Origin of the sequence: Pseudarthrobacter sp. B4EP4b (assembly GCF_006680095.1) — a bacterium.
In the GTDB taxonomy this organism is placed as follows: domain Bacteria; phylum Actinomycetota; class Actinomycetes; order Actinomycetales; family Micrococcaceae; genus Arthrobacter.
Map to the genome: position 1 here is coordinate 110,676 of NZ_VHIJ01000002.1, position 23,289 is coordinate 133,964.

General features: G+C 64.1%; 20 protein-coding genes. 10 read left to right on the forward strand and 10 right to left on the reverse strand.

The features are described 5' to 3' along the window. Positions 1-57 precede the first annotated feature (57 nt). On the reverse strand, positions 58-624 hold the full coding sequence (locus FNL14_RS01410) for an iron transporter (RefSeq protein ID WP_142057021.1): 567 nt from the start codon (positions 622-624) through the stop codon (positions 58-60). A 355-nt stretch (positions 625-979) separates the two neighbouring features. On the opposite strand from FNL14_RS01410, the gene FNL14_RS01415 reads away from it, so the two are divergent. The 6 genes from FNL14_RS01415 to FNL14_RS01440 all read left to right on the forward strand — a co-directional run bounded on the left by FNL14_RS01415 (position 980) and on the right by FNL14_RS01440 (position 10,043). Further along, positions 980-1,957, forward strand: coding sequence for a hypothetical protein (locus FNL14_RS01415; RefSeq protein WP_142057023.1), 978 nt, complete (start codon positions 980-982; stop codon positions 1,955-1,957). Between the two features lie 158 nt (positions 1,958-2,115). Beyond that, a complete protein-coding gene (locus FNL14_RS01420) occupies positions 2,116-2,808 on the forward strand; it encodes an SGNH/GDSL hydrolase family protein (protein WP_181762508.1) in 693 nt (230 codons plus the stop codon). Between the two features lie 325 nt (positions 2,809-3,133). Next, positions 3,134-4,153, forward strand: coding sequence for a hypothetical protein (locus tag FNL14_RS01425; protein WP_142057027.1), 1,020 nt, complete (start codon positions 3,134-3,136; stop codon positions 4,151-4,153). Between the two features lie 225 nt (positions 4,154-4,378). Beyond that, entirely contained in the window at positions 4,379-5,518 is a 1,140-nt protein-coding gene (locus tag FNL14_RS01430) for a hypothetical protein (RefSeq protein ID WP_142057029.1), read from the forward strand. Continuing rightward, positions 5,515-7,374, forward strand: coding sequence for a hypothetical protein (locus FNL14_RS01435; RefSeq protein WP_142057031.1), 1,860 nt, complete (start codon positions 5,515-5,517; stop codon positions 7,372-7,374). Before FNL14_RS01430 ends, FNL14_RS01435 begins: the two co-directional genes overlap by 4 nt. Before the next feature lie 59 nt (positions 7,375-7,433). Further along, positions 7,434-10,043 carry an AMP-binding protein gene (locus FNL14_RS01440; protein ID WP_142057033.1) on the forward strand — a complete coding sequence of 870 codons (2,610 nt, stop codon included), beginning with the start codon at positions 7,434-7,436 and terminating at the stop codon, positions 10,041-10,043. Between the two features lie 257 nt (positions 10,044-10,300). Here FNL14_RS01440 and FNL14_RS23190 read toward each other — a convergent pair whose 3' ends face one another. After that, positions 10,301-11,092 (reverse strand): hypothetical protein, encoded by a 792-nt coding sequence (locus tag FNL14_RS23190; protein WP_181762509.1) that lies wholly within the window; start codon positions 11,090-11,092, stop codon positions 10,301-10,303. Positions 11,093-11,530: 438 nt separating this feature from the next. Between FNL14_RS23190 and FNL14_RS01450 the strand changes: the two genes are divergently transcribed. Further along, positions 11,531-11,896 carry a metalloregulator ArsR/SmtB family transcription factor gene (locus tag FNL14_RS01450; protein WP_142057035.1) on the forward strand — a complete coding sequence of 122 codons (366 nt, stop codon included), beginning with the start codon at positions 11,531-11,533 and terminating at the stop codon, positions 11,894-11,896. Then, positions 11,893-12,942 (forward strand): cation diffusion facilitator family transporter, encoded by a 1,050-nt coding sequence (locus FNL14_RS01455; protein ID WP_142057037.1) that lies wholly within the window; start codon positions 11,893-11,895, stop codon positions 12,940-12,942. The genes FNL14_RS01450 and FNL14_RS01455 overlap by 4 nt, the downstream gene beginning before the upstream one ends. 20 nt (positions 12,943-12,962) lie before the next feature. Here FNL14_RS01455 and FNL14_RS01460 read toward each other — a convergent pair whose 3' ends face one another. From FNL14_RS01460 to FNL14_RS01475, 4 genes are read right to left on the reverse strand one after another with little or no spacing between them, the layout of a single operon-like run. Beyond that, a complete protein-coding gene (locus tag FNL14_RS01460; protein ID WP_142057039.1) occupies positions 12,963-13,916 on the reverse strand; it encodes a hypothetical protein in 954 nt (317 codons plus the stop codon). Between the two features lie 44 nt (positions 13,917-13,960). Further along, the gene (locus FNL14_RS01465; protein WP_142057041.1) at positions 13,961-15,079 is read right to left on the reverse strand and encodes a CapA family protein; all 1,119 of its coding nucleotides are present in this window, start codon (positions 15,077-15,079) and stop codon (positions 13,961-13,963) included. A 2-nt stretch (positions 15,080-15,081) separates the two neighbouring features. Then, positions 15,082-16,827 carry an ABC transporter ATP-binding protein gene (locus FNL14_RS01470; RefSeq protein ID WP_181762510.1) on the reverse strand — a complete coding sequence of 582 codons (1,746 nt, stop codon included), beginning with the start codon at positions 16,825-16,827 and terminating at the stop codon, positions 15,082-15,084. Positions 16,828-16,874: 47 nt separating this feature from the next. After that, entirely contained in the window at positions 16,875-18,002 is a 1,128-nt protein-coding gene (locus FNL14_RS01475) for a DUF1611 domain-containing protein (protein ID WP_142057045.1), read from the reverse strand. A gap of 516 nt (positions 18,003-18,518) precedes the next feature. On the opposite strand from FNL14_RS01475, the gene FNL14_RS01480 reads away from it, so the two are divergent. Beyond that, positions 18,519-19,259, forward strand: a complete 741-nt coding sequence (locus FNL14_RS01480) for an ABC transporter permease (RefSeq protein ID WP_142057047.1) — start codon at positions 18,519-18,521, stop codon at positions 19,257-19,259. A gap of 12 nt (positions 19,260-19,271) precedes the next feature. Here FNL14_RS01480 and FNL14_RS01485 read toward each other — a convergent pair whose 3' ends face one another. From FNL14_RS01485 to FNL14_RS01500, 4 genes are all read right to left on the reverse strand, one after another. Continuing rightward, the gene (locus FNL14_RS01485) at positions 19,272-19,571 is read right to left on the reverse strand and encodes a DUF4193 domain-containing protein (protein ID WP_142057049.1); all 300 of its coding nucleotides are present in this window, start codon (positions 19,569-19,571) and stop codon (positions 19,272-19,274) included. Positions 19,572-19,703: 132 nt separating this feature from the next. Beyond that, a complete protein-coding gene (locus FNL14_RS01490; protein WP_142057051.1) occupies positions 19,704-20,165 on the reverse strand; it encodes an SgcJ/EcaC family oxidoreductase in 462 nt (153 codons plus the stop codon). Continuing rightward, positions 20,158-21,117: an alpha/beta fold hydrolase gene (locus tag FNL14_RS01495; RefSeq protein WP_255470662.1), complete on the reverse strand. Its 960-nt coding sequence runs from the start codon at positions 21,115-21,117 to the stop codon at positions 20,158-20,160. The genes FNL14_RS01490 and FNL14_RS01495 overlap by 8 nt, the downstream gene beginning before the upstream one ends. An 89-nt stretch (positions 21,118-21,206) precedes the next feature. Then, entirely contained in the window at positions 21,207-21,581 is a 375-nt protein-coding gene (locus FNL14_RS01500) for a cupin domain-containing protein (RefSeq protein WP_142057055.1), read from the reverse strand. Positions 21,582-21,846: 265 nt separating this feature from the next. Here FNL14_RS01500 and FNL14_RS01505 point away from each other — a divergent pair, with 265 nt between their 5' ends. After that, positions 21,847-23,277: an alkaline phosphatase PhoX gene (locus tag FNL14_RS01505; RefSeq protein ID WP_091416773.1), complete on the forward strand. Its 1,431-nt coding sequence runs from the start codon at positions 21,847-21,849 to the stop codon at positions 23,275-23,277. The last annotated feature ends 12 nt before the right edge of the window (positions 23,278-23,289 follow it).

The following is a 23,289-nucleotide window of genomic DNA, read 5'->3' on the forward strand; positions in this document are numbered from 1 at the left end:
CGCCGTGCGCCGCGGCCGAATCAGGGGCGGCGCGAAATCAGTCCCGCCCGGTGGTGGCTACTCTTTCGTCAGCTCCACGTCCTTGAACTCCACTGTTGCTCCCTTGGCCAGGGCCGGCGTCTCTGATTCCTCGCCATGGCGGTTGAAAGTGGGAACCCCAAGAGTGGCGCGCAGTGTGTACGTGCCTGCTTCAGGCACGGTGAAGTTGTTGGCGTAGTGGTAGAAGGTGGAGTAGTAGAAGTTCAGCTCCATTTCCTGGACCACCTTGCCCTGGGCATCCACCACTTCAACAGTGATCGGCACCTCGGGAACGATCCTGCCTGTGGAGGTCTCGGTGGGGATGATTTCGATGTGGTGGGTTTCGCCGGCCTCTGGTGCACGGAAGTGCGTGGCGTGCTCATCGAACCACGGTTCGGCAGCTTCGGTGATCAGGTTGACTGTCCATTCCCCGGACTCCACCGTCTTGCCCTTTTCGGCAAGCTCCTCGGCGAGCACCTCGTACTGCTTCTGGACGCCGGCCGGAACGGTGAAGCCTTCCTCCTTTGCGGCGGCCTGGGCGCCGCATCCGGTGAGCGCAGCGAGGAGAAGAGGGGCGGCCAGAAGGGCCGTGGCAGCACGAAGCATCAAAAATCCTTAAATGAGGGTGATGGGGGAACAGGACCGGGTGGTTCAGGGAGTGTTGCAGGCAGCCCAAAAGATGGTGCCGCATGCTCCGGCACCAAGACACAACCGCCCACTCTCCGAACCGTGCGGCATTGGATCTCGGCTCGCGGAGGGCGACTTAGGCTGACCTAAAAAGAAGGTTACCCAGAACCGAAAATTAAGCAAAGTTCCTGTGTGCTAATTCTCAAACGTTACGGTTCGGCATGATGCTGCCGGAGTGTCTTGACAGGGTTGGCCGCCGTGCGGACCATCGTATAAGCCGCTGGGGCCGGGATTTCTACTGGAGGCCGTGGTCCGGCCCTCGAAGGGTTATCGGATGCAGCCAGCGCCACCTCGTTTCCGGTTCCTCCGGCAGATGGCTATGGCTGCCGCCGTCTTTCTGGTGGCCGCCGCGGCGGGTTGCACCAGTCCCCCCGAGAGTGTTCGGGTCGCTGCCGTGGGCGACATGAACGGCGTCAAGAATCGGGATCCGGACAGTCCTTCGGGCCGGAATGCTGCGGCAATCACCCGGCTGGTGCAGGACAACGAGATTGACGCCTTCCTGGGGCTGGGAGATTTCCAGTATTCGGTCCCGCACTGCGAGGACTACGTGAAGTACTGGACCCCGCTGTGGGGTGGCACCATGCCCAAGTTGTACTGGGTGACCGGCCCCAACCACGACTGGCAACCCGGCCGAAACGAAGACCTCGAAGACTTCATTAATGGCCAATGCCCGGGGGCTCCGGAGAAGGCAGCGATCAACCAGCAGCGCGGGTTCATTGGCAACGGGCAACCGTATTCGAAGGACTTCGGGAACTGGCACTTCACGTTCCTGCCCTCTGCTTACTGGCGCTATGACCCGGCGCAGGGTCGGTTGTTGACAACCTGGCTGGACAACGACCTCGCTGCTGCCAAGGCGGCCGGCAAGCACCTGGCGGTGGTGTACCACGAACCGTATTTCACATCGGACACGGCTGAACATGGCCGCGCCGTGGAGCACAAGCCGTGGATCGACGTGATGTGGAAGTACCGCGTCCGGCTGACGCTGTCCGGGTCACAACACAACTACGAACGGTCCTGTCCCGTGAACAACTCCGACCAATGCGTCAGTGACGGGATGACGGCGTTCCAGGTCTCCACAGGAGGAATCGGCCTGCGCTCCTTCACCAGCAGTCCGCCGTACATCGAGAAGCGGTTCAGCGATACCCACGGGTTCCTCCGGCTGACACTGCGGGCGGACGGGTCCTTCGACTGGAACTTCGTCCCCACGTCCGGTTCGAGCACGGATTCGGGGACGCGGCCCGCACCCCGTTAAAAGCCGCGGCTTCTTTCTCTCGGTTACCGGCCCTGCTGTCCAGACGCTCGCTCAGGTTTTCCACAAATGTTCCCTCGAGCGTCACCTGTCTTAGAGAAGTCCAGATAGCATGTGTTGTTCTACGGCAGTTCCTGGCTTCCGGGAAGTTGGAGGAAATCGTGGACGGAAGGTCGCTTCGCGCAGTTGCCAAGACTGCCTCCCTTGCTGCCCTCCTGACTGTTGTGGCCACAGGGTGCACTCCGGCCGGCGTCAAGAACCATGCGTCCGGGACCCCTCCGGTCCGGGTTGTTGTGATCGGCGACTCGCTGAGCACGGGCTACGGGACTTCGCCGGACCAAGCCTGGCCGAAGCTTCTGCAGCACGCGCACCTGACCAAGAAGCGCCCGGTGCAGGTCACCAATGCGTCAGAGAACGGCAGCGGCTACCTGGTGGCCGGGGAGGGCGGGAACACCTTCGGCACGGAAGTCGAGTACGCCGTAGGGCCGGACGCGGATGTGGTGGTCTTCTTTGGATCTGACAACGATGCGGGAGCAGACCCGGAGGAGCTGAGGGAAGCCGCGGCCTCGACGTTCGCCGCGGCTTCATCCCGGGCCCCGCAGGCAGTTCTCGTGGCGGTGGGTCCGCTGTCCGGCAGCGAAGAGCCTGATCCGGTGCTGGCCGGCGTGCGTGACTCCGCCGCCTCCGCAGCAGAGAACAGCGGGGTACCCTTCATTGATCCGATCGCAGAGCAATGGCTCGGCGGCCGCGCAGACGTCCTGTTGGGACCTGACGGTGAGCATCCCAGCGCCTCCGGGCAGAAGCTCTTGCGGGACAAAATGAAGGACATCATTGCAGCTGCGGTAGAGGGCTGAACGGCACCCGCGCACACAGGTGCGTGCCGCCGTCGTCCATTCCCTGCCAGTAGCTCCGGCTGCCCCGGGGCCACCCTGGTTTCCCCCTCATCTCGGGAATATGCTTGCCAAGCCCCAGCGGCCTAAATAACATCGGAGCACCGGTTCGGCGCCGGACCAGCGGCGACAGTGCGAACCCACGCGCAGGTTTTTCGTATCGACATACACCCGGCCCTTCCGATTACACCGCGCCCTCCGGCCGCGGAACCCGGAAGGCACCGACGCCTCAATGAAACACCAGCCAGTCATGCTCGGCATGGGATGGCAACCTGGAGGATGGATGGCCATGAGACGATTCCTGGCACTGGCCATTGCGATTGCGCTGACCTGCACTCTGGCGCCTGCACTGGGCTTTGCTACTGCCCAGGCTGCGACCGGCCCCTGCATCGGTGCACCTGCGGCCGACACCACCGTGTATGCAGAAACCCGCCAGTTCGTGGATGCCCAATCGTGGTGGATGCCGGACGTTGACCAGCCCAGCAACTCCACCACAAATACTGGCCATGTCCACCTGGGGGCGTGCATCCCCGAACGCGAAACGATCAGTTCGGGCAATGTCACCGTGAATGTTCGGGTGATCCTCCACGACAACCCGGGCACGGCCAACTACGTCTCAATGGTCTTCATATCCTCCAACAGCGAAACCGTCGTCCAGAAGTGCTACCTGCGGGCTTCTGCATCAAACTTCACCTGCCCCGGCCCGGGCAACTCAGGCAAGGGCGACTTTGTATGCACCGGAACCTGCGAGCGCTGGCTGACGTTCTCGCGCCCCATCTCGGCATTCAAGCATGCGGGCCTTCAGGAGATCCATCTTCGCGCATTTGTCCCGGAACCGGACGGCAACGAAATGCGGGCCAGCGTTAACTGGCAAACCGACATCCAAAACGGAAAGTCAGTGTCGAACGTCTCCAGGTACACGTTTCTGCGTGGCAAGGGGTGGTACACCCACGCCCGGTACTGCGAGGCATCGGTCCGCAGCGTTCCCATTCCCGATGGCCCAGTGTCAGGCATCTGGACGCCGGTGGTGGGCCTGGCCACCCACCCCGATAGTGCAGTCCCGGCAACCCACTCATTCATCTCCATCGACCCGGACTTCCACGCCGTTCCGCCCAACCCCGGAACCGTACTCCGGGATGCCGCAGGCCCCTACGGACCCGAGCCCTTTGGGGCCGCCCCCATCTCGATCGACACCAGGACCCTGGCCAATGGCGTCCATAAGCTGCACCTCCGGTCGTCGTGCCGTGACAACAAGCTGGAATCGACTAACTCCGGTGTCACGGTGATTCCCTTCATTGTGGCCAACTAACTACCAGCGTTTCCAAGTACCCGGGTGCGTACCACCCAAGTATCAGGAACCATATTCCACGCTTCGAAGCAGGTACCAGCTACTCGTGACTTCCGCCTGCCCTGAAAACTAGGCTTGCACAACAGTGTGGCCAGGCCATGGTCGGTTGCGCTGCAGATGCTGCTGGGGCATGGGGTTCAACTCCGGGGAGCAACATTGTCTGAGCAAGGATTTTTCAACAAAAGTTTGTCCGGCACCGGCACCGGCAGCAGGTGGTTCTGGCCCGGCAGACCCGGGGACGTCAAGCCCGGGGCACTGCTGACAGCACTGGTGCTTGCGGCTGAGGGTGGCTTGGTGATGCTGCCTGTTGCTGCCACCGCCGCCGGGCCGGACTTGCCCGTTTCCACCAATTGCTCTGCTCGGCTGCTCCCGGGCATAGGCGGCCAGGGCAGCAACGCCGTCGCCGCGACCAGCAACGGGCTGGTGGTTGGCCTGGCCGATACCGCCACAGGCGGGTCCGCTCCGGTGCTCTGGCGGGACGGTCAGCCCACCGTGCTGGCGATCCCGCTTGATGCAGCGGTTCCTGAGTCGGTGAATGCGGCCGGCGTGGTGGTCGGAACGGGCTATGACACCGCCAATGAGGTGATGGTTGGCTGGTGGTGGCAAAACGGTCAGTACCACCCCCTCCCGGTCAATCCCGGTGAGATTGCACTCCCATCGATGGTGTCGGACAGCGGCGTTGTTGTGGGGGCGTTAATCGACGACGAGGAGCACTCCGACGGACCTGGTGCCGACGACGACGAGCGTCCCGCTGTTTGGTCTGCCGTGACCGCGGCGCCCCGCGAACTTGCGTTGCCTGCCGGAGCGCGGGGCGGTCATGCCTTCGCCGTAGGCCCGGACGGCACGGCGGGTGGGGTGGCCCTTGGCGACGACGCCACCCCGGTCGTGTGGTCTCCCACCGGCACCCCGAGGGCCCTGCCGACTCTCACCGGGAAGGGCGGTGTGGTGCTTGGCATCGACTCTGCTGGGCAGGCGTTGGGCCAGAGTGCCGTGGCCGAAGGAACCCACGCGGTGGCCTGGGGAGCCTTGGGCGTGATTTCCGACGTCGGCTCAACCGCCGCAGGCCCCTCGTCCAGCGCGGCGTCAGGCACTGCAGGAACGACAGTGGGTGAAGGCAGTTCGCCGTCCTTCCGCGGTTCCCGGCCCCAGGCGCTGATGTGGACCGGCAAGAGCGCCCGGATCCTCCCACCGGGCTCTGACGCCCAGTTCACCGGAGTCTCCGGGTCGGCCAGCTCTGTGGCACGACAAGGCGGAACCACCGTTGTGATCGGGTTCTCCGCCGCAGCCAACGGGTTGCGCCGAGCCACCGAATGGAGCTGCAAGTGACCGCCCACCAGCACACGCGCCACCCGCTGCGCCGGGCGCTCGCCGTCCTGCTCGGCACCGCACTCGTTCTCGCCAATGTCTATTTCCTTGCCACATCGCGGGATTCCCAGGCCACCGCCGCAACCTCCGTAAGCCTGGGGTTCGCCGGTGACACCGGCGGCAACACGGTGACCGGCAAGGTCATTGATGCAGCACGCACCGCGGGGGCCGGGGCGATGTTCAACCTCGGGGACATGTCCTACTCCCAGATCACCCCGGAATCGTCCTGGTGCTCGTTCGTCAAGCAGCATGCCGGCACGATGCCCTACGAGTTCGTGTCCGGGAACCACGAGGACAATGGACCTGACGGTGTATGGTCCAGCTTTGCCTCGTGCCTGCCGGACCAGCTGGGCTCGGTCGGAAACTACGCGCAGCAGTTCTACACGGATTACCCGGCAGGCAGCCCCCTGGTTCGCGTCATCATGGCATCCCCGAAACTGACTTACAGCGGCAGCAGCCTGGACTGGTCCTACAAGTCGGGCACCCAGGGCTACAAGTTCGTGTCGTCGGCGATCGACTCCGCACACGCAGCGGGAATTCCGTTCGTGGTGGTGGGCATGCACATGTACTGCCTGTCCATGGTCAACTACCCCTGCGCGGCCAGTCCTGACCTGATGAACCTGCTGGTGGCAAAGAAGGTGGATCTGTACCTGCAGGCTCACGACCATGCCTACGCGCGCAGCTACCCGCTCGCACTCAAGGGCAGCTGCACGGCCATCCCCGTCAGCAGTTTCAACCCCGACTGCGTCGCCGACACAAACCCCAGCGGGCAGTTCGCCGCCGGCACCGGGACCATCCTTGCCACCGTGGGTTCGGGCGGCAGATCGCTCAACAGCGAGAGCAACACGACGACGGCGCCGTACTTCCAGCGGTTCATGGGCAGCAACAACAACCCGACGTACGGCTTCTTGAAAGTATCGGTGACCAGCACCACGCTTACCGGTTCGTTTGTTAGGGCCTCTGGCGGAACCTTCACCGACAATTTCACTGTGACCCGGTCTGCACCTCCGCCTCCGACGCCTACACCGACACCGACGCCCACGCCCACGCCGACACCGACGCCGCCTCCCACCACGACGTCGCCTCCGCCGACAACGACCTCCCCGCCTCCCACCACGACCTCGCCTCCGCCATCAGCGACAGCAGTCTCAGTCCGGTCATCGGCCACCGGAGCCGGCGAGCTGACCGCTGCGGGGTCCTACACCGCCGCTCTGCCTGCAGGTTGGCAGCCGGGCGACACAGTGTTCCTGTTCTCGCAGGTCACCGTGTCCTCGGCGGCGAACGCCACGGCCCCGGCAGGATGGACGCGGGCAGTGGGCGACTTCACCAGCGCCGGATCCGCGTCGGCGCACCAGGCGGTCTGGTACCGGGTAATGCAGGCCGGCGACACCGCGCCGGGCGTACCTGAACCCGCTTCCCGCTTTGCCTGGTCCACTGTTGCCGTACAGGGCGCGAACCAGACAACACCGCTGGACGTCACGCCCACCACTGACACCAACAGCGGGGTGGCCTACCCGGGTGTCCGCGCCCCATCAATCACGCCGGTAACACCGGGGGCGCTGCTGCTGACCGCACACGGCGTCAGGAACGGCACCAACTCGGCCACCACCACCTTCACCCCAGCAGCGGGGACTACTGAGGTTGGCGACGTGACGTCGGGCATCGCGTCCAAATCGAACGCGGCAATCGAAGTAAGCTCCCTCCCGCTGACCGATACCTCCGCCACCGGCGCAAAAACAGCCAGCGCAGCATCAAGCTCCGGCACCGTCATCAACCAATGCGGTTCGGCGATCGTTGTGCGGCCAGCGGGTCCGTGAGGCTGCCTTTATCCGTAGTCCATTTGAGTTAGGTTAGGATTCCCTTATAAGGTGCACCGGTGACGTTACAGACAGAGCTCGCCGGCGTCTCCTTTGCCGCCATCCTGGCCCGCTTTGGAGACCGCACCGCCGTCAGTACCCAGACCGAATCACTGAGCTACCGAGAGCTCGCCCGCCGGGTGGAGGACATGGTCCACTCATTCGGCGAAGGCCGGCGCCTGGTTGCACTGGAGGCCGGGAACAGCCTGCCGTCGCTCGTGGCCTACCTGGCCGCCCTCGCGGCCGGGAACCCGTTGCTGGTCCTGCCCTCCGGCGGTGCGGCTGCCGATGCCCTGATCGCGGCTTACAACCCGGACATCGTGGTGCGGGCGTCCTCCGGCGAAGCGGTCCTGGACGTGCGCCGCGAGGACACCGCGCACGATTTGCATCCGGACCTGGCGCTGCTGCTCAGCACGTCCGGGTCCACCGGTTCGCCCAAACTCGTGCGCCTGTCCGCTGGCAGTATCCAGGCCAATGCCGCCGCGATCGCCGAGTACCTGCAGCTGCGACCGAGCGACACCGCCGCCACCACGCTCCCCCTCTCCTACTGCTACGGGATGAGCGTGGTCAACAGCCACCTTCTGGTGGGTGCCACCCTGGCGCTGACGGATCTTTCGGTAGTGGACCCCTGCTTCTGGGACCTCGTCCGCACTGAGAAGGTGACGTCCTTCGCCGCGGTGCCCTACACGTTCGACCTCCTGGACCGGGTGGGCTTTGCGGACATGGCCGTGCCCAGCCTGCGCTACATCACCCAGGCGGGCGGCCGGCTCGCTCCCGACCGCGTGCGCTCCTACGCTGAGCTGGGCCGCCAGCAGGGGTGGGACCTGTTTGTGATGTACGGCCAGACCGAGGCGACGGCCCGCATGGCCTACCTGCCGCCGGACCAGGCTGCTGAGCATCCGCAGGCCATCGGCGTCCCCGTGCCCGGCGGGTCCTTCCGGTTGGAGCCCGTCCCCGGACTGGACGCCTCAGAGCTGGTGTACTCCGGGCCGAACGTGATGCTGGGGTACGCCGAGCGGCCCGAGGACCTTGCCCTGGGCCGGGTGGTCACCGAGCTTCGCACCGGCGACCTCGCCCGCCGCGGCGCCAGCGGCCTCTATGAGATTGTTGGCCGTCGCAGCCGGTTCGTGAAGATCGTGGGCCTCCGGGTGGACCTGGGGCAGGTGGAAAAGATCCTGGCTGATCTCGGCGTGACCGCTGCCGCCGCCGGCACCGACGACGCCGTGGTGGCTGCCGTTGAAGGCGACCACGACCTCGCCCTCATCGCCAAAACCCTGGGGCAGGACCTGGGCCTGCCACGCGCCGCCGTCGAACTTTATCCCGTGGAGGCCATCCCGCGCCTTAGCAACGGGAAGCCGGACTACCCCGCCGTCGCCGCCCTCGCCTCTGAAAGAGCGGACGACGACGCCCCCGCGGCCCCGGACGCGGGCTCCACCGATGTGCGCCGCATCTTCGCCGAGGTGCTGGAGCAGGACGACGTCGCCGATACCGACACGTTCGTGTCCCTCGGCGGCGACTCGCTCTCCTACGTGGCGGCGTCCCTCCGGCTGGAGCAGGCGCTCGGCTACCTTCCGCAGGGCTGGCACCTGATGCCGGTGTGCGAGCTCGCCCCGGCGCCGCACCCATCACTCCGCCAGGTGCCGCCGTCGGGCAATCATCGTCCGGAGAAGCCGCGCGGGCTCAGTGCCTGGCGGCGGAAGGTGCTCGCGCCGATGGAGACGGGGATCGTGCTCCGCGCCGTGGCCATCATCTTTATCGTCTCCACCCACATCGGTTTCTTCCACTGGACCGGTACCGCGCACGTCCTCATGGCCCTGGCCGGCTACAACTTTGCCCGATTCCAGTTGTCCGGCGGGCGCACGGCACGGCTGCGGCGGCACCTGCGCAGCATCGCGCGGATTGTGGTGCCCAGTGTGGCGGTCATCGCCCTTGCGTTCGCCATCACGGACAAATACGCCTGGTACAACGTGCTCCTGCTGAACCCGCTGCTGGGCCCGCCGGGGTGGAGCGACTACTCGCGTTTCTGGTTTGTGGAGATCCTGGTCCACATCCTCCTGGGCCTGGCAGCGGTGCTGGCCATCCCAGCCGTCGACCGGGCGGTGCGCCGGTGGCCGTGGGCGTTCGGGATGGCCCTGGTGGCGGTTGATATGCCGTTGTTTTTTGGGCTCGTGGACAGCCATTACCCGGGCCAGGGTCCAGTGCTGTGGCTGTTCGGGCTAGGCTGGGCCGCTGCCACGTCCAGAACGCTATGGCACAGGGTGGCCGTGACGGCGGTGGCGTTCCTGGTGGTTCCCGAGTCCTTCGACAACCCCTACCGCAGCGCCACCATCCTGGCCGGCTGCCTCATCCTGCTCTGGCTGCCCACCCTGCACGTGCCGCGCGGACTGCACCGGATCACTGCCCTGCTGGCCAGCGCTTCCCTGCACATCTACGTGACGCACTGGCTGGTGTATCCGCTGGTTGACCCCTACAGCAAGAGCCTGGCCGTGCTGGCTTCCCTGGCCTGCGGGGTTCTCTACTGGATCCTGGCCACGCGGGCCATGGGGTTCGTGGAGAAGCGGATGAAGCGCCGGCGCTCGTCCGCTGTTGCCGACGCTGTGCGCTCCCGCCCGGTTACTTTCCGGGCCTAGGGACGCCGCGCCGTGCACGACGGCGTGTCCCCGGCTCTGGCGGCCTGGCTGTCGGGAGTAACCGGGAAGGAACGCACGGGATCCTGTGTTCCCTGCGTCAGTAGCGGTTACGCGGCGGGCGGGACTGGGCGGTTGCGCGCGCCTGCTTCGCTTTCCGCGCCTGCATGATCCGGCTGATGATGGTGGGGAGCAAGGCGAACAGGAGTTTCTTCACAAGTCTGGTCCTTTGGCTGGGGCCTGGTTTTTGTCCTGGCTGTTCAGGGCTGTCGCTCTGAAGCCCGGACCTCGCTGAACGGGTCGTCCGGATCCTTCAGCGGCACGCCGCCCGCTTCGGTCCCCGAATAGGAGGGGCGGGCGGGCTCGCCGTAGATGGTTTCGCCGTAAGTGGCGGGCGTGGCAGCCTGGTCCCGGTAAACCGGTTCAGCGCCCCAGGGCGCAGCTTTTGTTCCGGCCGCCTGCGCAGGCACGGACTGGACTCCGGTCTGTGCTGTTGGGGCCTCTGCCGTCAAACCGCGGGCGACGCGGCCAGCCAGGATCCCGGCGCCGGCAGCCAGGAGCAGGAACGTTCCAGGCCTGCGGCGGGCGAAGGACTGCACGTCAGCCACCAGCGCCGCCGGTTCCTTATTTTCAACCCAGGAGGCAACCGAAGTGGCCCTCCCGGCGGCCTGCCGGACCAGGTCGCTGGCCACTCCCTGTTCCGCCGGAGCATCCGCCATAGAGCGCAGCTGGCTGGAGATGCTGCGGATTCCATCGGCAGCCTTCCGTTGCTGCTCTCCGGCCTGGCTGCTCACGCCCGCCTTCGCCTGTTGCAACAGACCCTGTGCGCTGGACTTGGCTTCGGTGGCGACGTTTCCGGCTTCCATCTTGGCGGTCTGGGCCACATTGCGGGCCGCACCGGCCGCCTGCCCGGCAACCTTCGACGTCTCCTCCTTTGCTGCATCCTTCTTGGTGACATAGGTTTCCGGCTCCGCCGAAGCATCGGCCGGGGTGTTCCCGTACTGGTCGAGGGGGCTTCCGGCAGAGGGCTCAGGCCACTGGTTCTCGGACATCGTCACTCGCTTCCACTGGTCCTGCTGGATGTTTGAGCCCAGCCGGATCAATTAGTAAGTAGGGTTACTAATTAGATAGTAGGCACACTGGCGGACCGACGCGCAAGACGGAATCCGCAATCGGGTAGCCCTCCTTCCGCCCAACCGCCTCCGCCGAGATGGCAGTTCACGGCAGTCCCCGCCCCTGGGATTGCCGTCAAATGTCATCTCGCGGTCGATGGCGGACTTCCCAAGCGGAACCAGCCGCTTCCAGCCGTTCCACGCTGGCCCGGTTATTGACGCCTGCCTGCATTTTCACCCACCGCTTCGTGGTCAACTGCCCCAAAAACCGGGCTAGTTTGGCAGCGGCGGCACGGGCTGGCCCTGCAGAATTCCGGATCCGTCCGCCGAATTGCACGGGATTGTCATCCCGATGGGCAGCTATGTCAGAATATGCGTATGAATGCAGATAACAGTGCTTGCTCGTTGAGCGCCGACAGCCAGTACGTGGAGCTTGCCGTCGAAGTGTTCGCGATGCTGGCCGACGCCACGCGCGTGCGCATCATCCTGGCCCTGCGCGACGGCGAGATGGCAGTGGGTGCACTGGCCGACGTAGTGGGGAAATCACCGGCCGCGGTCTCCCAGCACCTGGCCAAGATGCGCCTGGCCCGTATGGTCTCCACCCGCCAGGACGGCACCAAAGTTTTGTACCGGCTCGAAAACGAGCATGCGCGCCAGCTCGTCGCGGATGCCATCTTCCAGGCCGAGCACGCACTCGGCGGAGAACCGGCGCACCACCGCCGCGAACGGAAGGCCGCATTGTGAGCAGGCAGGACCACGTTCACCAGCCCGCAGAGGCCGGGCATTCCCACGACGACGGGCACAGCCACGATCACGGGCACGACCACGACCACGACCACGACGGGCACCATCACCACAGCGGTTTCAAAGGCTGGCTCTTCGAGCTGTTCGTTCCCCACACGCACGATGCCGCAGACTCCATCGACGACGCCATGGAAGCCAGCGTCGAAGGTATCCGCGCGCTGAAGATCAGTCTCTTCCTGCTCCTGGGCACCACCATCCTGCAGTTCCTGGTGGTGCTTGTCAGCGGCTCCGTGGCCCTTCTGGCCGACACCATCCACAACTTCTCGGACGCCCTCACAGCGGTGCCACTCTGGGTCGCGTTCATCCTGGGCCGCCGCGCCGCCACCCGCCGCTACACCTACGGCTTCGGCCGGGCGGAGGACCTGGCGGGCCTGTTCATCGTTGCCGTCGTGGCCCTGTCCGCCGTCGTCGCGGCATGGCAGTCCGTGGACCGTTTGCTGAACCCCCAGCCGCTGGCCAACCTCTGGTGGGTCTTCGCTGCCGGCCTCATCGGCTTCGCGGGCAACGAGGCAGTTGCCATCTACCGCATCAGGGTGGGCCGCCGGATCGGTTCCGCCGCCCTCGTGGCCGACGGCGTGCACGCCCGCACGGACGGTTTCACGTCCCTGGCGGTGGTGCTCGGCGCGGCCGGCGTGATGCTCGGCTTCCCCCTGGCCGACCCAATCGTTGGCCTCCTGATCTCCGCTGCCATCCTGGTGCTGTTGTGGGGAACCGTGCGCAGCATCGGCCGGCGCCTCATGGACGGTATTGAGCCCGACCTGGTGGACACCGCACAGAAGGCGCTCGAAGGAACGCCGGGCGTCCTGGCAGTGCCCCGCCTGCAGCTGCGCTGGTCCGGTCACCGTCTGCAGGGCGCGGCCACGTTGCTGATGGACGACGGCGTCAGCCTGGCTGAGGCGGAACAGGTCACCCGGGAGGCCGCGCACCGCCTGAAGCATGCCCTGCCCAAGGCGGACGACATGGTCCTGACCCCCTCCGGTGGTTGAGCTTGTCGAACCCGCTGACTTTAGCTAGTAGGAGACAAGAGCAATGGCGCAGCCGCTTCAGCCATCCGTTTGTGGTCGTGGGCGGCGCCCGGAACTACTGTCAGAGCCCAATTGAAAGCGTCACCTTCCCGGGCAACGTCCCGTGATGTCTGATAAAAGTTCAATCCCCTGCTGAGCCTGTTGTCTCCCTGGGCATCCGTCCTTCTGTCACGTTGAAGGAGTGGGTCCTTCGGATCTATATCGTTGGCTCCCAGCAGGATAACGAGGTGCCGCGAAAAGGCATCCCGCAATTCCCTGGACGAAAGCGAAGAATTTTTTAGTCCGTAGGGAAATTCCACATCCTGGTCCGGCATCGTGTACCAGCCGGCATTTGCTGCAACGGCAATTCGGACATGGTTTTCGTGAGTGAACTCCATAAAACGGTGCACGAACTGGCCGCCAGCTGAGTGCCCAAAAAGGGCATAATCTTTGGCGTTGCTGTTTGTGTCGTGGACAACGGCGTCGAAGAGGGCTTCGACGACATTAAAGGTCCAGGCTTCTGGCGGATTGATGTCTCCGTTGGTGTCCAGGACGTTGCCCTGGTTGTACGAAGACGAACCCGGGTAGTCGTCTTTTGGGAATTCCAGCACCAACAACAGAGTGTTTCGCCCTTTGACAATCGGCAGCCAGTCCTCCCGATAGGCTTCTCCATCCCGGTGAGCTCCTGTCATGACGATCAGGATCTGGGCGGAGGACGGATCATCCGGGGCGTTGTACCAGACCCGAATGGGCTGGTTGGCGAGAGGTCCTTCCCAAGAGAACGAAAAGTCTCCATTCATGCCTGGGCGGATCAATCTTGTTTGTGTGCTGGTGCCGCCAGTGCTTGGCATGTTGTCTCCCTGATCGGTCTTTTTCGGTTCTTGCCGCGATTCCCCTGCCATCGATGAGTAAGTTGCCAGAAGCGCCAATACTGCGAGGAGTCCGGACACCAGCACCAAGGGGAGCCTCGTACGTCGGTGAGGTTGATCAGGAGGTACGGTCACTTTGGCGGCTCCAAGCAACGGCAAGGCATCCTGGCCACATTTCCCTGGATTTGCAGAGCTGGGTTGACTCCCGACAGGACACCCAATGCCTGCGGGGCACTACACGGCTGAGTGAGGAACCCGGTAAGCTGGTTATCGGTCACGATGCACTTCACCACGAGTTGGGTGGGCGCGTTTTCATTCAGTTCGAAGCTGACCATCAGACCGACACCCTGCTTCCCAAACGACGCATAGCGGCCAGGCGTGCCGAAAACAAAGTTGCCGAGGCCGAAGACCACGGGCACATGGCCAATAAACTCGATCTTCTCAGCGACGTGGGATCCTGACCCGACAATAGCGTCGTATCCGGCGTCGACCAGCACCTGTGCCCAGTAGCGCTGTTGGGGCAGTGTCTCGGTGTAATTGTCACCCCAGTGTACGAACCCCACCACCCAGTCAGCTCCGGCTTCGCGGGCCAGGTCATATCCACGCTGCACGGTTTCGGGGCTGAAGACCACGGTGCCGGGGTTGATATCACTGGCCTTTGATACCTTGCCGAAGTTTTCGCCGATGGACACCACACCAATCGTGCCCCTGTCGGTGTGCAGCAACAGAGGCCGCTCGGCCTCGGACAGGTTGTGCCCGGCGCCAAAAGTGGCCATCACTGCGTTGTTGGCTGCCTGGATCGTGTCTTCAAGTCCGGTGACGCCCATGTCTAAAGAATGGTTGTTACCCAGGTTGATCGCGTCAATGCCTGCCTTGGACATCGCCCAAGCCGCCTGCGGCTCTGCCTTGTAAACGAAAGCCTTGCCCGGGATTAGGGGGTCGTTGTGGGTCGTAATCGGCGCTTCTGCATTGGCAATGACAAAATTTCCATCAATCAGTGGCGCCACCCCCGCCATCGCAGCGTCGAAACCGAGTGGGTCGAGCATTGGGGTTTCGCCGTTGCCCAACATCGTGTCGCCAACAAACTGGACAGACCACCGATTCTCTGGAAGGTCGCCAGCCCACAGGTCGATGGACTGAACCTCCGGGGCCTGCTTCGACCCGTAGTTGGCTGCTATGGCCCCCGTACCGGCGAGGGAGACTGCCAGGGCCAGCACTGCGAGGAACCTGTCGCGTGTCTTTGGATGCATGGCTAGTCCATTTCGTGGCTATGTCCGCTGGTGTACCGATCTGTGCCCGTTCCGACTTGCGCGGACTCCACCGTAGATGGCGGGCCTTCCGTTACCGGCAGGTTGCTCTCAAGCCAGACTCGGTCCCGGAACTCTTCACCCGTTATCACTTCCGCGATGGCGCCTTTCGACAGGACCACTATTTTGTCCGCCAAGGCGAGCTCGTAGGGATCCTGGGTGGCCAGCAGGACCGTTCCGTCGAATCTCCTCAGCATGGCCGCAAAGGTCTCCTTCGCGGCCATGTCCAAGCCGAGGGTGGGCTCATCCAAGAGCAGGATGGGAGGGTTGCCCATCAGCGCACGGGCAAGTGCTATCCGTTGCCGCTGGCTCTGGGACAGGTTGAGCCCGCCTTCGGCTATCCAGGATTGCTGACCGTAGGGCAGGTCTGAGAGCATTTCGTCGAGCCCCGTGGCGGCCAGCACGCGTCCTACTTCCTCTTCTGACGCGTGGGGGGCCGCGTAGGTGAGGTTCCGCCATAATGATCCCCGCATCAGAGGCAATTCAGGGCTCATCGCTCGGATCCATTGGGGTGCAGAGCGGAGGGTTGTGTTGGCCAGCACCTGGCGGTCGATGATTATGCAGCCTTGGTCAGGATCGATGGTTCTGGAGACTAGCCCGAGCAGGGACGATTTGCCGCTCCCCCCGGCTCCGGTTACACCAACCACTTCACCCGCTCCAACACGCAGATTGATATCGTGGAGTGACCCCGTTACCGATACTGAGGAAAACTCAATGGCGCCGGCACGGACCTTAAGTGGACCGTGGCCGTTTCCGTCCATATCCCTGCTCGAACTACGAAGGTATTCCCTGATCTTGCCCAGGGAGACCTGGGCGCGGTGCCAGTAATCGTGAGCGAGCCCGAGGGTACGCACGGGGCTGGACAGCTGTCTGGTGACAACGACGAATGCGATCACGGTCCCGATGCTCGCAGTTCCCTGTCGCACTTCGAACAAGCCTGCGGTAAGGACGGCTCCCAGTGCCAGAAGGGCAAAAGCTGTTGCTACCCCGCGGAGGTAGCCGCGCAGACGGGCAACCCGGATGAGCGCACGCGTGAGTTCATCGTTCTGGTGTGAAAGGCGGGCGTATTCTCCTGCTGTGCGCCCGAAAACCTGCACCACAGATTGGGCGTTGAGTTGCTCATCGAGGTTGCTCATGACGAGTGAGCGGCGGCGGCGCATGATGCGTGTTGCCTGGCGCATGCGTTGTCCGGCCACGAGGGACGCCGCAGCCCCGGCAGATATTGCCGCGACGATGGCAAGTGTCATCCAGATGCTGAAGAAGAAAAGTACTGTCAGGGTCCCGAGCAGTACCAACGCCGCGATCATCCCGCTAAGCACTCCGCGGCTGACCCACATCCTGGTCATGGAAAGGTCACCAAGAAAGCGAAGTAGCAGGCCTCCCCTTGCCCTGCCCTGGAATTGCCGAGGTGTCATGCCCTGCAAGTGCGCGTACATCTTCATCCGCAGGTCTCGGACCACGTTGTAACCGGCCGTTTCGGCCACGTTGAAAGCCATGGCCCGGAGCCAACCGTGGAGCAAGGCGACAGCGCCAAGGAGAGCGGCCTGGACCAAAGTCCATCGCCACTGCAAATCCGCGGCAGTCCCGACAGTCACCGGGGCAAAATTGTCCACGATGCTGCGAACCAACAAGACGTAGGACACCAGAGTGAGGACCTGCGCCAGTCCGATCACTAAGACCTTCGCGAACACGCTTGCAGGGATGCGGTATAGCCTTTGCTTGCCACCCGGCACGGGATCTACCACGCGTCCGGGCTACCCGAGGGGGTAGCTGGCCGGGGAAACCCGAAAAGGCCCCGTCTCGGTTGGGGCTGCTCAGGTGATGCGGTGAATGGGCCGATCAGCACTTCGCTGGTAACAGGGGCCTCCTGCACCTCGACGGCGGGCTGCGCCTCGTCCTCAGCGGCGGCCGCCAAGATATCCCGGATGCCAAGCAGCGAGGCGGCCCGCACAGCGTCTGTAAGTTCTTCGCGGGTAAGCACAGGCAGCCCTGTGGCTGCTGCGGCTTCCCGGATTGCCAAGGGGGAACGAGTAAGCAATCCCGTCACAGCAAGAACGCTATGTCCCAAATTCTTCAGGTGGGACACACCAGCCACGGCCCCCATAGAATCGGGAGCCGCGAAGATTACAGCGTCAACCATGGACCGGAAAACGGACGATTCCAGCAAGCGGGAGGTTTCGTCCTGATATATGCCGTCGGCAACTTCCACAAGGTTGAAAGCAGCACCGGAATTTGTGAGGTGGTTGATCAACTCAGCAAATTTGGCTTCCACCACATCCATTGGTTGACGGTACGTTGAGGCGAGCCCTACATCCGTGAAATCCAGCATCATATGAGCACCAGCATCCAGCATGCACCAGTAGTCGTTGCCAGAGCCGGTTCCGGTTGCTTTCGTAGCGCCCACGGAGACACCCGCCTTGCTCAGCCCATGGACGAGAGAGTGGATAGTAGTCGTTTTTCCTGAACTCATCGCCGTTCCTAAGACGGCAACCGTCCGGGGACGGGGAACCTCTGGAGCCACCGGCTGCAGGGAAAAGTCCAGAATATTCAGCGGCCTGCCCTTGGCGTCACCTAAGAGGCCGATGGGCTCAATTTCCGTTGCCCGCCGAATGGCCATATTGCGGCTTAATACCTGGGACGCAATGCCTCCCGAGGCGACGAATTGTGTGTCCCCCAGGGTTGCGGGCACCCGTGATTCATACTGGTCAGTAGCGTATCTGTCCCCGTAGGTGACGATGATTTCGTCATCATCGTGCAGCACTGCACGTCGCCCGTTCGGCTGTTCAATATGTCGATGATGGCCTAACTGCACAATGCGAGCCAGTACCAGATCACCGGAACGGGGACGGACTGCTCCGGAAATCAAGGAAGTTATCTTCGCTGGCACTACTCGGCGGGTGGTAAAAGCGGCTTTGGCCCTCGCCACCCTATCGGGGTCCACTGGCTTAACCCACACTTTTCGATCTGCGGTCATGTGACGCACGGTACGCGGTGAAAATTGGACGCGGAAGGGGCAGGGTGTACTCGAAATTACGATTAGGTATCACTTGGGTGGCGCTAGAGCAAATCCGAATTCGACGCCGGGGAAGGCTCATTGCGGCTCCTTTAAGGGACCTGGAATAGCCGTCCGCTTGGACTGCGTGCAGTACAGGTAGTGGTTGCCGCGGGTGAAAGCGTGAACGACGCCATTCCACCACTTTCTCCTGATACGGAGTGAATGGAGCTATTCATCTGAAGCATGCCCTGCCCAAGGTTGGACCCCTGGTCCCATTCCGGGTGGTGGTTGAGCTTGTCGAAGCCCTCGGTTCTTCGAGAAGGCCCGACAAGCGACCTCCGGCAGCGGCAGCGCGCCTCCCCAAATCATCGGGACTAGGCTGGGCTGATGGCCCTCCTCGCTGCCCTGGCACCCACCTTCGCGGCCGTGGCCATCCTCATGCTTCTCACCATGGCCGTGCTCCGGGGCGCGCACACGCCTCAGTACCTGGCTCCGGCCCTGGCCATTCTCCGCGGGGCCGCCCAACTCGCGCTCATCAGCCTGGTGCTGGGCGGCATCATCACCGATCCGCTGTGGGTGGCGGCCGCGCTGGTGGTGATGTTCAGCGTGGCTGCCGTGACGGCCACCCGCAGGCTGACCTGGTCCGGGCCGCGATTCGTGGTGGTGGCAGGGACCATGGCCCTCGGGATTGTGGTGACGCTCGGCGTCGTGTTCGGCACCGGGGCGGTGGCACTGGAGCCGCGGTACGTCCTGGCTGTGGGCGGCATCGTGATCGGCAACTGCATGACCATCGCCGTCCTGGCCGGACATCGGTTCTACGAGACAGTCCGCCAGCAGTGGGACCAGGTGGAAGGCTGGCTGGCCCTGGGTGCCACGGCACGGCGGGCCACGCTGACCCAGGCGCGTTACTCGGTGCACGCGGCCCTGATCCCGTCCACGGACCAGACGAAGACCACCGGCCTGGTGACCCTGCCCGGTGCGTTTGTGGGCGCGATCTTCGGCGGCGCGTCTCCGCTCGAGGCCGGCCGCTTCCAGGTGGTGGTGCTGGCTTCCATCATGGCGGCCGGTTCGATTACCGCCGTCGCACTGATCCGGACTCTTGGCGCGGTTAAGGTGCGGCCCGCCTAGCGGCTCCCGTGCCTAGCCTTCGCACTCCGTGCAGTATTTCTTCCCGTCCTTTTCGCGCGCCAGCTGGCTGCGGTGATGGACCAGGAAGCACGACATACAGGTGAATTCATCGGACTGGACCGGGACCACCTGTACCTGCAGCTCTTCGCCCGAAAGGTCCGCTCCGGGCAGTTCAAAACTGTCCGCCAGCTCGGTTTCGTCGAGGTCGATCACACCCGCCTTGGGCGCAGCCTTGTCCGACTTGAGCTCATCAATCGGTTCGCTGAGCTCATCCTCGGCAGACTGCCGCGGGGCATCGTAATCAACTGCCACTGATTCTCCTTTATTGCTCTGGATGTTCTTGTTGGAACCACGACACAACCCGGCGGAGCCGCGGGTTATTCCCGATTACGTTGGAGGCATTGTACTGGCCGCGCGGCGCCGTGGCCACGCGCCAAGGCCGCTCTACGCCCGCCCACCTGAAAGCGCCTGCTCCAGCTCCGCGGTCATCGCGTTGACCAGCTCGGGCCTGCCGTGGAACTGGGCAGGCGTGTTCTGGAAAAGCTCTATGCCCCAGACGCCCTCCTCCAGCACGGCCACGAGTGTTTGATGCGCGTTGGTGGCCGGGGCGATGTCCGTCCGGCCCGGCGGAACCAGCCCGCTGATGGCAGTGAGCAGAACGACGCCGGGTCCCAGCGGCCGCAGTCCGCGCACCTTGGTGACGTACGTGGCCGTCGCATGGTCCTTAAAGATTGGATCGAGGTGCCCGAAGATCTGGTCCGGTCCGGTGGCGGCACTGCCATCAAACCCGATCTGGAACCCGCGCTGCGTAAAGAGGTCCGCCATTCCCCGGGCATCCCGCCGGTTCCAGGCAGCGATCAAACCCTCGTACAGGCTGCGGACTTTGTCCAGGTCCGCATCATCCATCGCCGCCCCCTAAGAACGTTCGGATAGTCTCTGCCATTCTCTGTGCCTGGGTCCAGTGCAGGTAATGATTGCCTTCCAGGCTGACGATCTGGTGGCGCTGGACATTCTTCAGGAGGTTTTCCGCCGCGGCTTCCTTTTCGGCTGAATGCTCGGTCTTCTCATCAGCAACGAAGGCCAGCACCGGCAGGTCATCCGGGTACGTCACTCCCCGGAGGGCCTGGGAGTTGTTCCCGATCCGGGCCGTCTCATCCACCACGGCCGGGTTGCCGAAGTTCCAGTTCATCATCATCCGCATGCGCCGCAGCTCATCATCGGTGTACGCCTTGCTGTCCGGGTCGGTAATGCCGGGCGCCACTGCGGTCACGGCGCGGAGCACCCCCGTGACGGCCAGGGCCCGTTGCCAGTTAAACTCGGGCTGGGGCTCCGGCACCGGCTCATTTCCGGGCTTGGGGATAGTGGCATCAATGCCCACCACGGCCGACACTTCCGACCGGTACCGGTTGGCGTAATCAAGCATGTAAAAGCCGGCGATCGAATGCCCGGCCAGCACGTACGGCTGCTTCACCGGGAGCTTGGCCAACACGTCGTGGAGTTCGTTGCTGATGTTCTCATTGGTCCGCGGGCCGGCGTCCGGGTCGCTGTAGCCGTACCCGAACCCTTCCACTACGGTCACGTCAAAACCGTTGAGCTCACGGATCAGCGGCTGGAAATCGAGGGCAGGAGCCGGCGTCCCCAGCCCGCTGAGGAGGACGATCGGCTGGCCTTCCTGCCCGTTCCGGTACACGTTCAGGGAACCGCTTCCGACGGCGACGCGCTCGCCGTACGCCGGCGTGTTCGCCTTTTCGGTCCGCTCCAGGACCAGGTTGACCGCCGTCGAAAGCAGGATCAGTCCCAGGATGACGAGGGCCGCGATCCCGGCACGGCGCAGCCCGCGCCGGGGCTTTTTGGCCACCCCGGCGCGGGCTGCTTCAGGCTGATTGGAAACTTCTCGAGGAAGTGGACGCATGAGCCTTTCCGATCCATCCGACCTGTATGGTGCGCCTAGGCAGGCTTGGCAAACACAGCAGCACTCATGATTTCGTAGGCCACGAACGGCTGGTCGCCTTCCACCCAGGCGTCGTGGCCGGCAGGAATGGTGTACGCGTGGCCGGCGCTAACCGTGCTTTGTGTTCCGTCATCCATTCGCACTGTCAATGTTCCCGAGGCACAGATTCCTACGTGATTGACCTGGCAGCTGTCCGTATGCACCACGGTCTTGATGGTCTCGGACCAACGCCAGCCGGGTTCAAAGGTAAACCTGCCCAGGGTGGTGTCCCCGACGTTAACCACATCGACGGCGGTCTTGGGCGGACGGCGCCGCTCATCGGGATCGTCGAATGACTTCGCTTCCAGGGTTTTTACTGCTTCTCCGGCCATTTCCTTCTCCTGATAGGGAGTTATTGGAACTATTCATCCGGAGCGCCCAGACCGCTCCCGGGCTTCGTTGGCCGGCCCAGGTGGGGACCAGTGCCGTGCCAACGCTGGCACCCAGCGGTATCAGAGTGCGCCCGGCAGCGGATGGTGTCAATACGCAGGTCTGGCCAACGGCTTCCTGTCACGCCAATGTTGCCTTGCGTTCACCAGTACAGGGCAGGCTCGGGTTGTTCCGAACATACTGATGCCCATTTTCAGGAGATTTTCCATGTCCAACACTGTTTCCCGCCGCAACTTCCTCGGCGCCGGAGCAAGCGCCGCTGCCCTGGGCTTCGCCTTCGCCGGCGCCGGCAGCCTGGCCCCCTTCGCCCGGCCCGCCAACGCTGCCACCCGCAACGCCTTCGGCTACGGGACGCTGGTTTCGGACCCCAACGGCATCCTCGCGCTTCCCGAGGGCTTCTCCTACAAGCTGCTCGCCCGTTCGGGGCAGACCGCCACCACCGAGGGCGTGCACCCCTCCGATCCTGACGGCATCGGCGTCTTCGACGGCCCCAACGGCGGTTCGGTACTGATCTGCAACCACGAAAACAGCGGAAATGAGCCCTTCCCGGTTCCCGTGGTGGACGGCATCACCTACGACCCCGGCGCAAAGGGCGGCACCTCCACCCTCACCGTGGACGCCGACGGAAACCGCGTGGGCCAGTACACCTCAGTGGCCGGTACCAACAACAACTGCGCCGGCGGCATCTCACCCTGGGGCACCTGGCTTACCTGCGAGGAAACCGAAGCCCGCGCCGGGTCCGGCACGAACACCAAGGACCACGGATACGTCTTCGAGGTGGACCCCGCCAGCCGTGAGGCCAACGTCGGGTTCGCCAACATCCCGCTGAAGTTCCTGGGCCGCTACTCCCATGAGGCAGTCGCCGTCGATCCCAAAACCACCCAGATCTACCTCACCGAGGACGCCGGCAACCCCAACGGCCTGTACCTGCGCTGGACCCCGCCGGCAGGCTTCACTCCGGGCAAGGGCAGCCTCCACGCCCTGGCACAGTCCGCGGGCGGCGACGTGGCAGGCCGGCTGCAGGCCATGAAGGCCTTCCGCGGCTCCACCCACATCAAGGACCTTTCGGAAGCCACCACCGTGGGCACCCGGTACAAGGTGGAATGGGTGGACGTGCCGGACCGCGACGCCCGCACCACGTCAGTGCGCAAGCAGTTCACCAACGACGAGATCACCCGCTCCCGGAAGCTTGAAGGCCAGTGGTGGGGCGACGGCGGGGCCTACTTCGTGTCCAGCTTCGCCCGCCTCACCGACGGTTCCGTCAACGAACACGACGGCCAGGTGTGGCATTACGATCCCGCCACCGAATCCATCACGCTGAGCACCATCTTCGGCGTCAACCAGGATCCGGACCAGGACGGCGCCTTCGACGGCCCGGACAACATCACGGTGGCACCGCAGGGCGGGCTGATTCTGGCAGAGGACGGCAACGGCGTCTCCCACCTTGTCGGCGTCACCGACCAGGGCATGTCCTACCCGCTGGCCCGCAACGAGTTCAACGACTCGGAATTCTGTGGCCCGGCGTTCAGCAAGGACGGCAAGTGGCTCTTCGCCAACATCCAGTCCCCCGGCTTCACCCTGGCCATCACGGGGCCGTGGACCCGCGCGTCCAACGCCGCCACCGCGGCAGCGAACTAATTACCAGCGGGC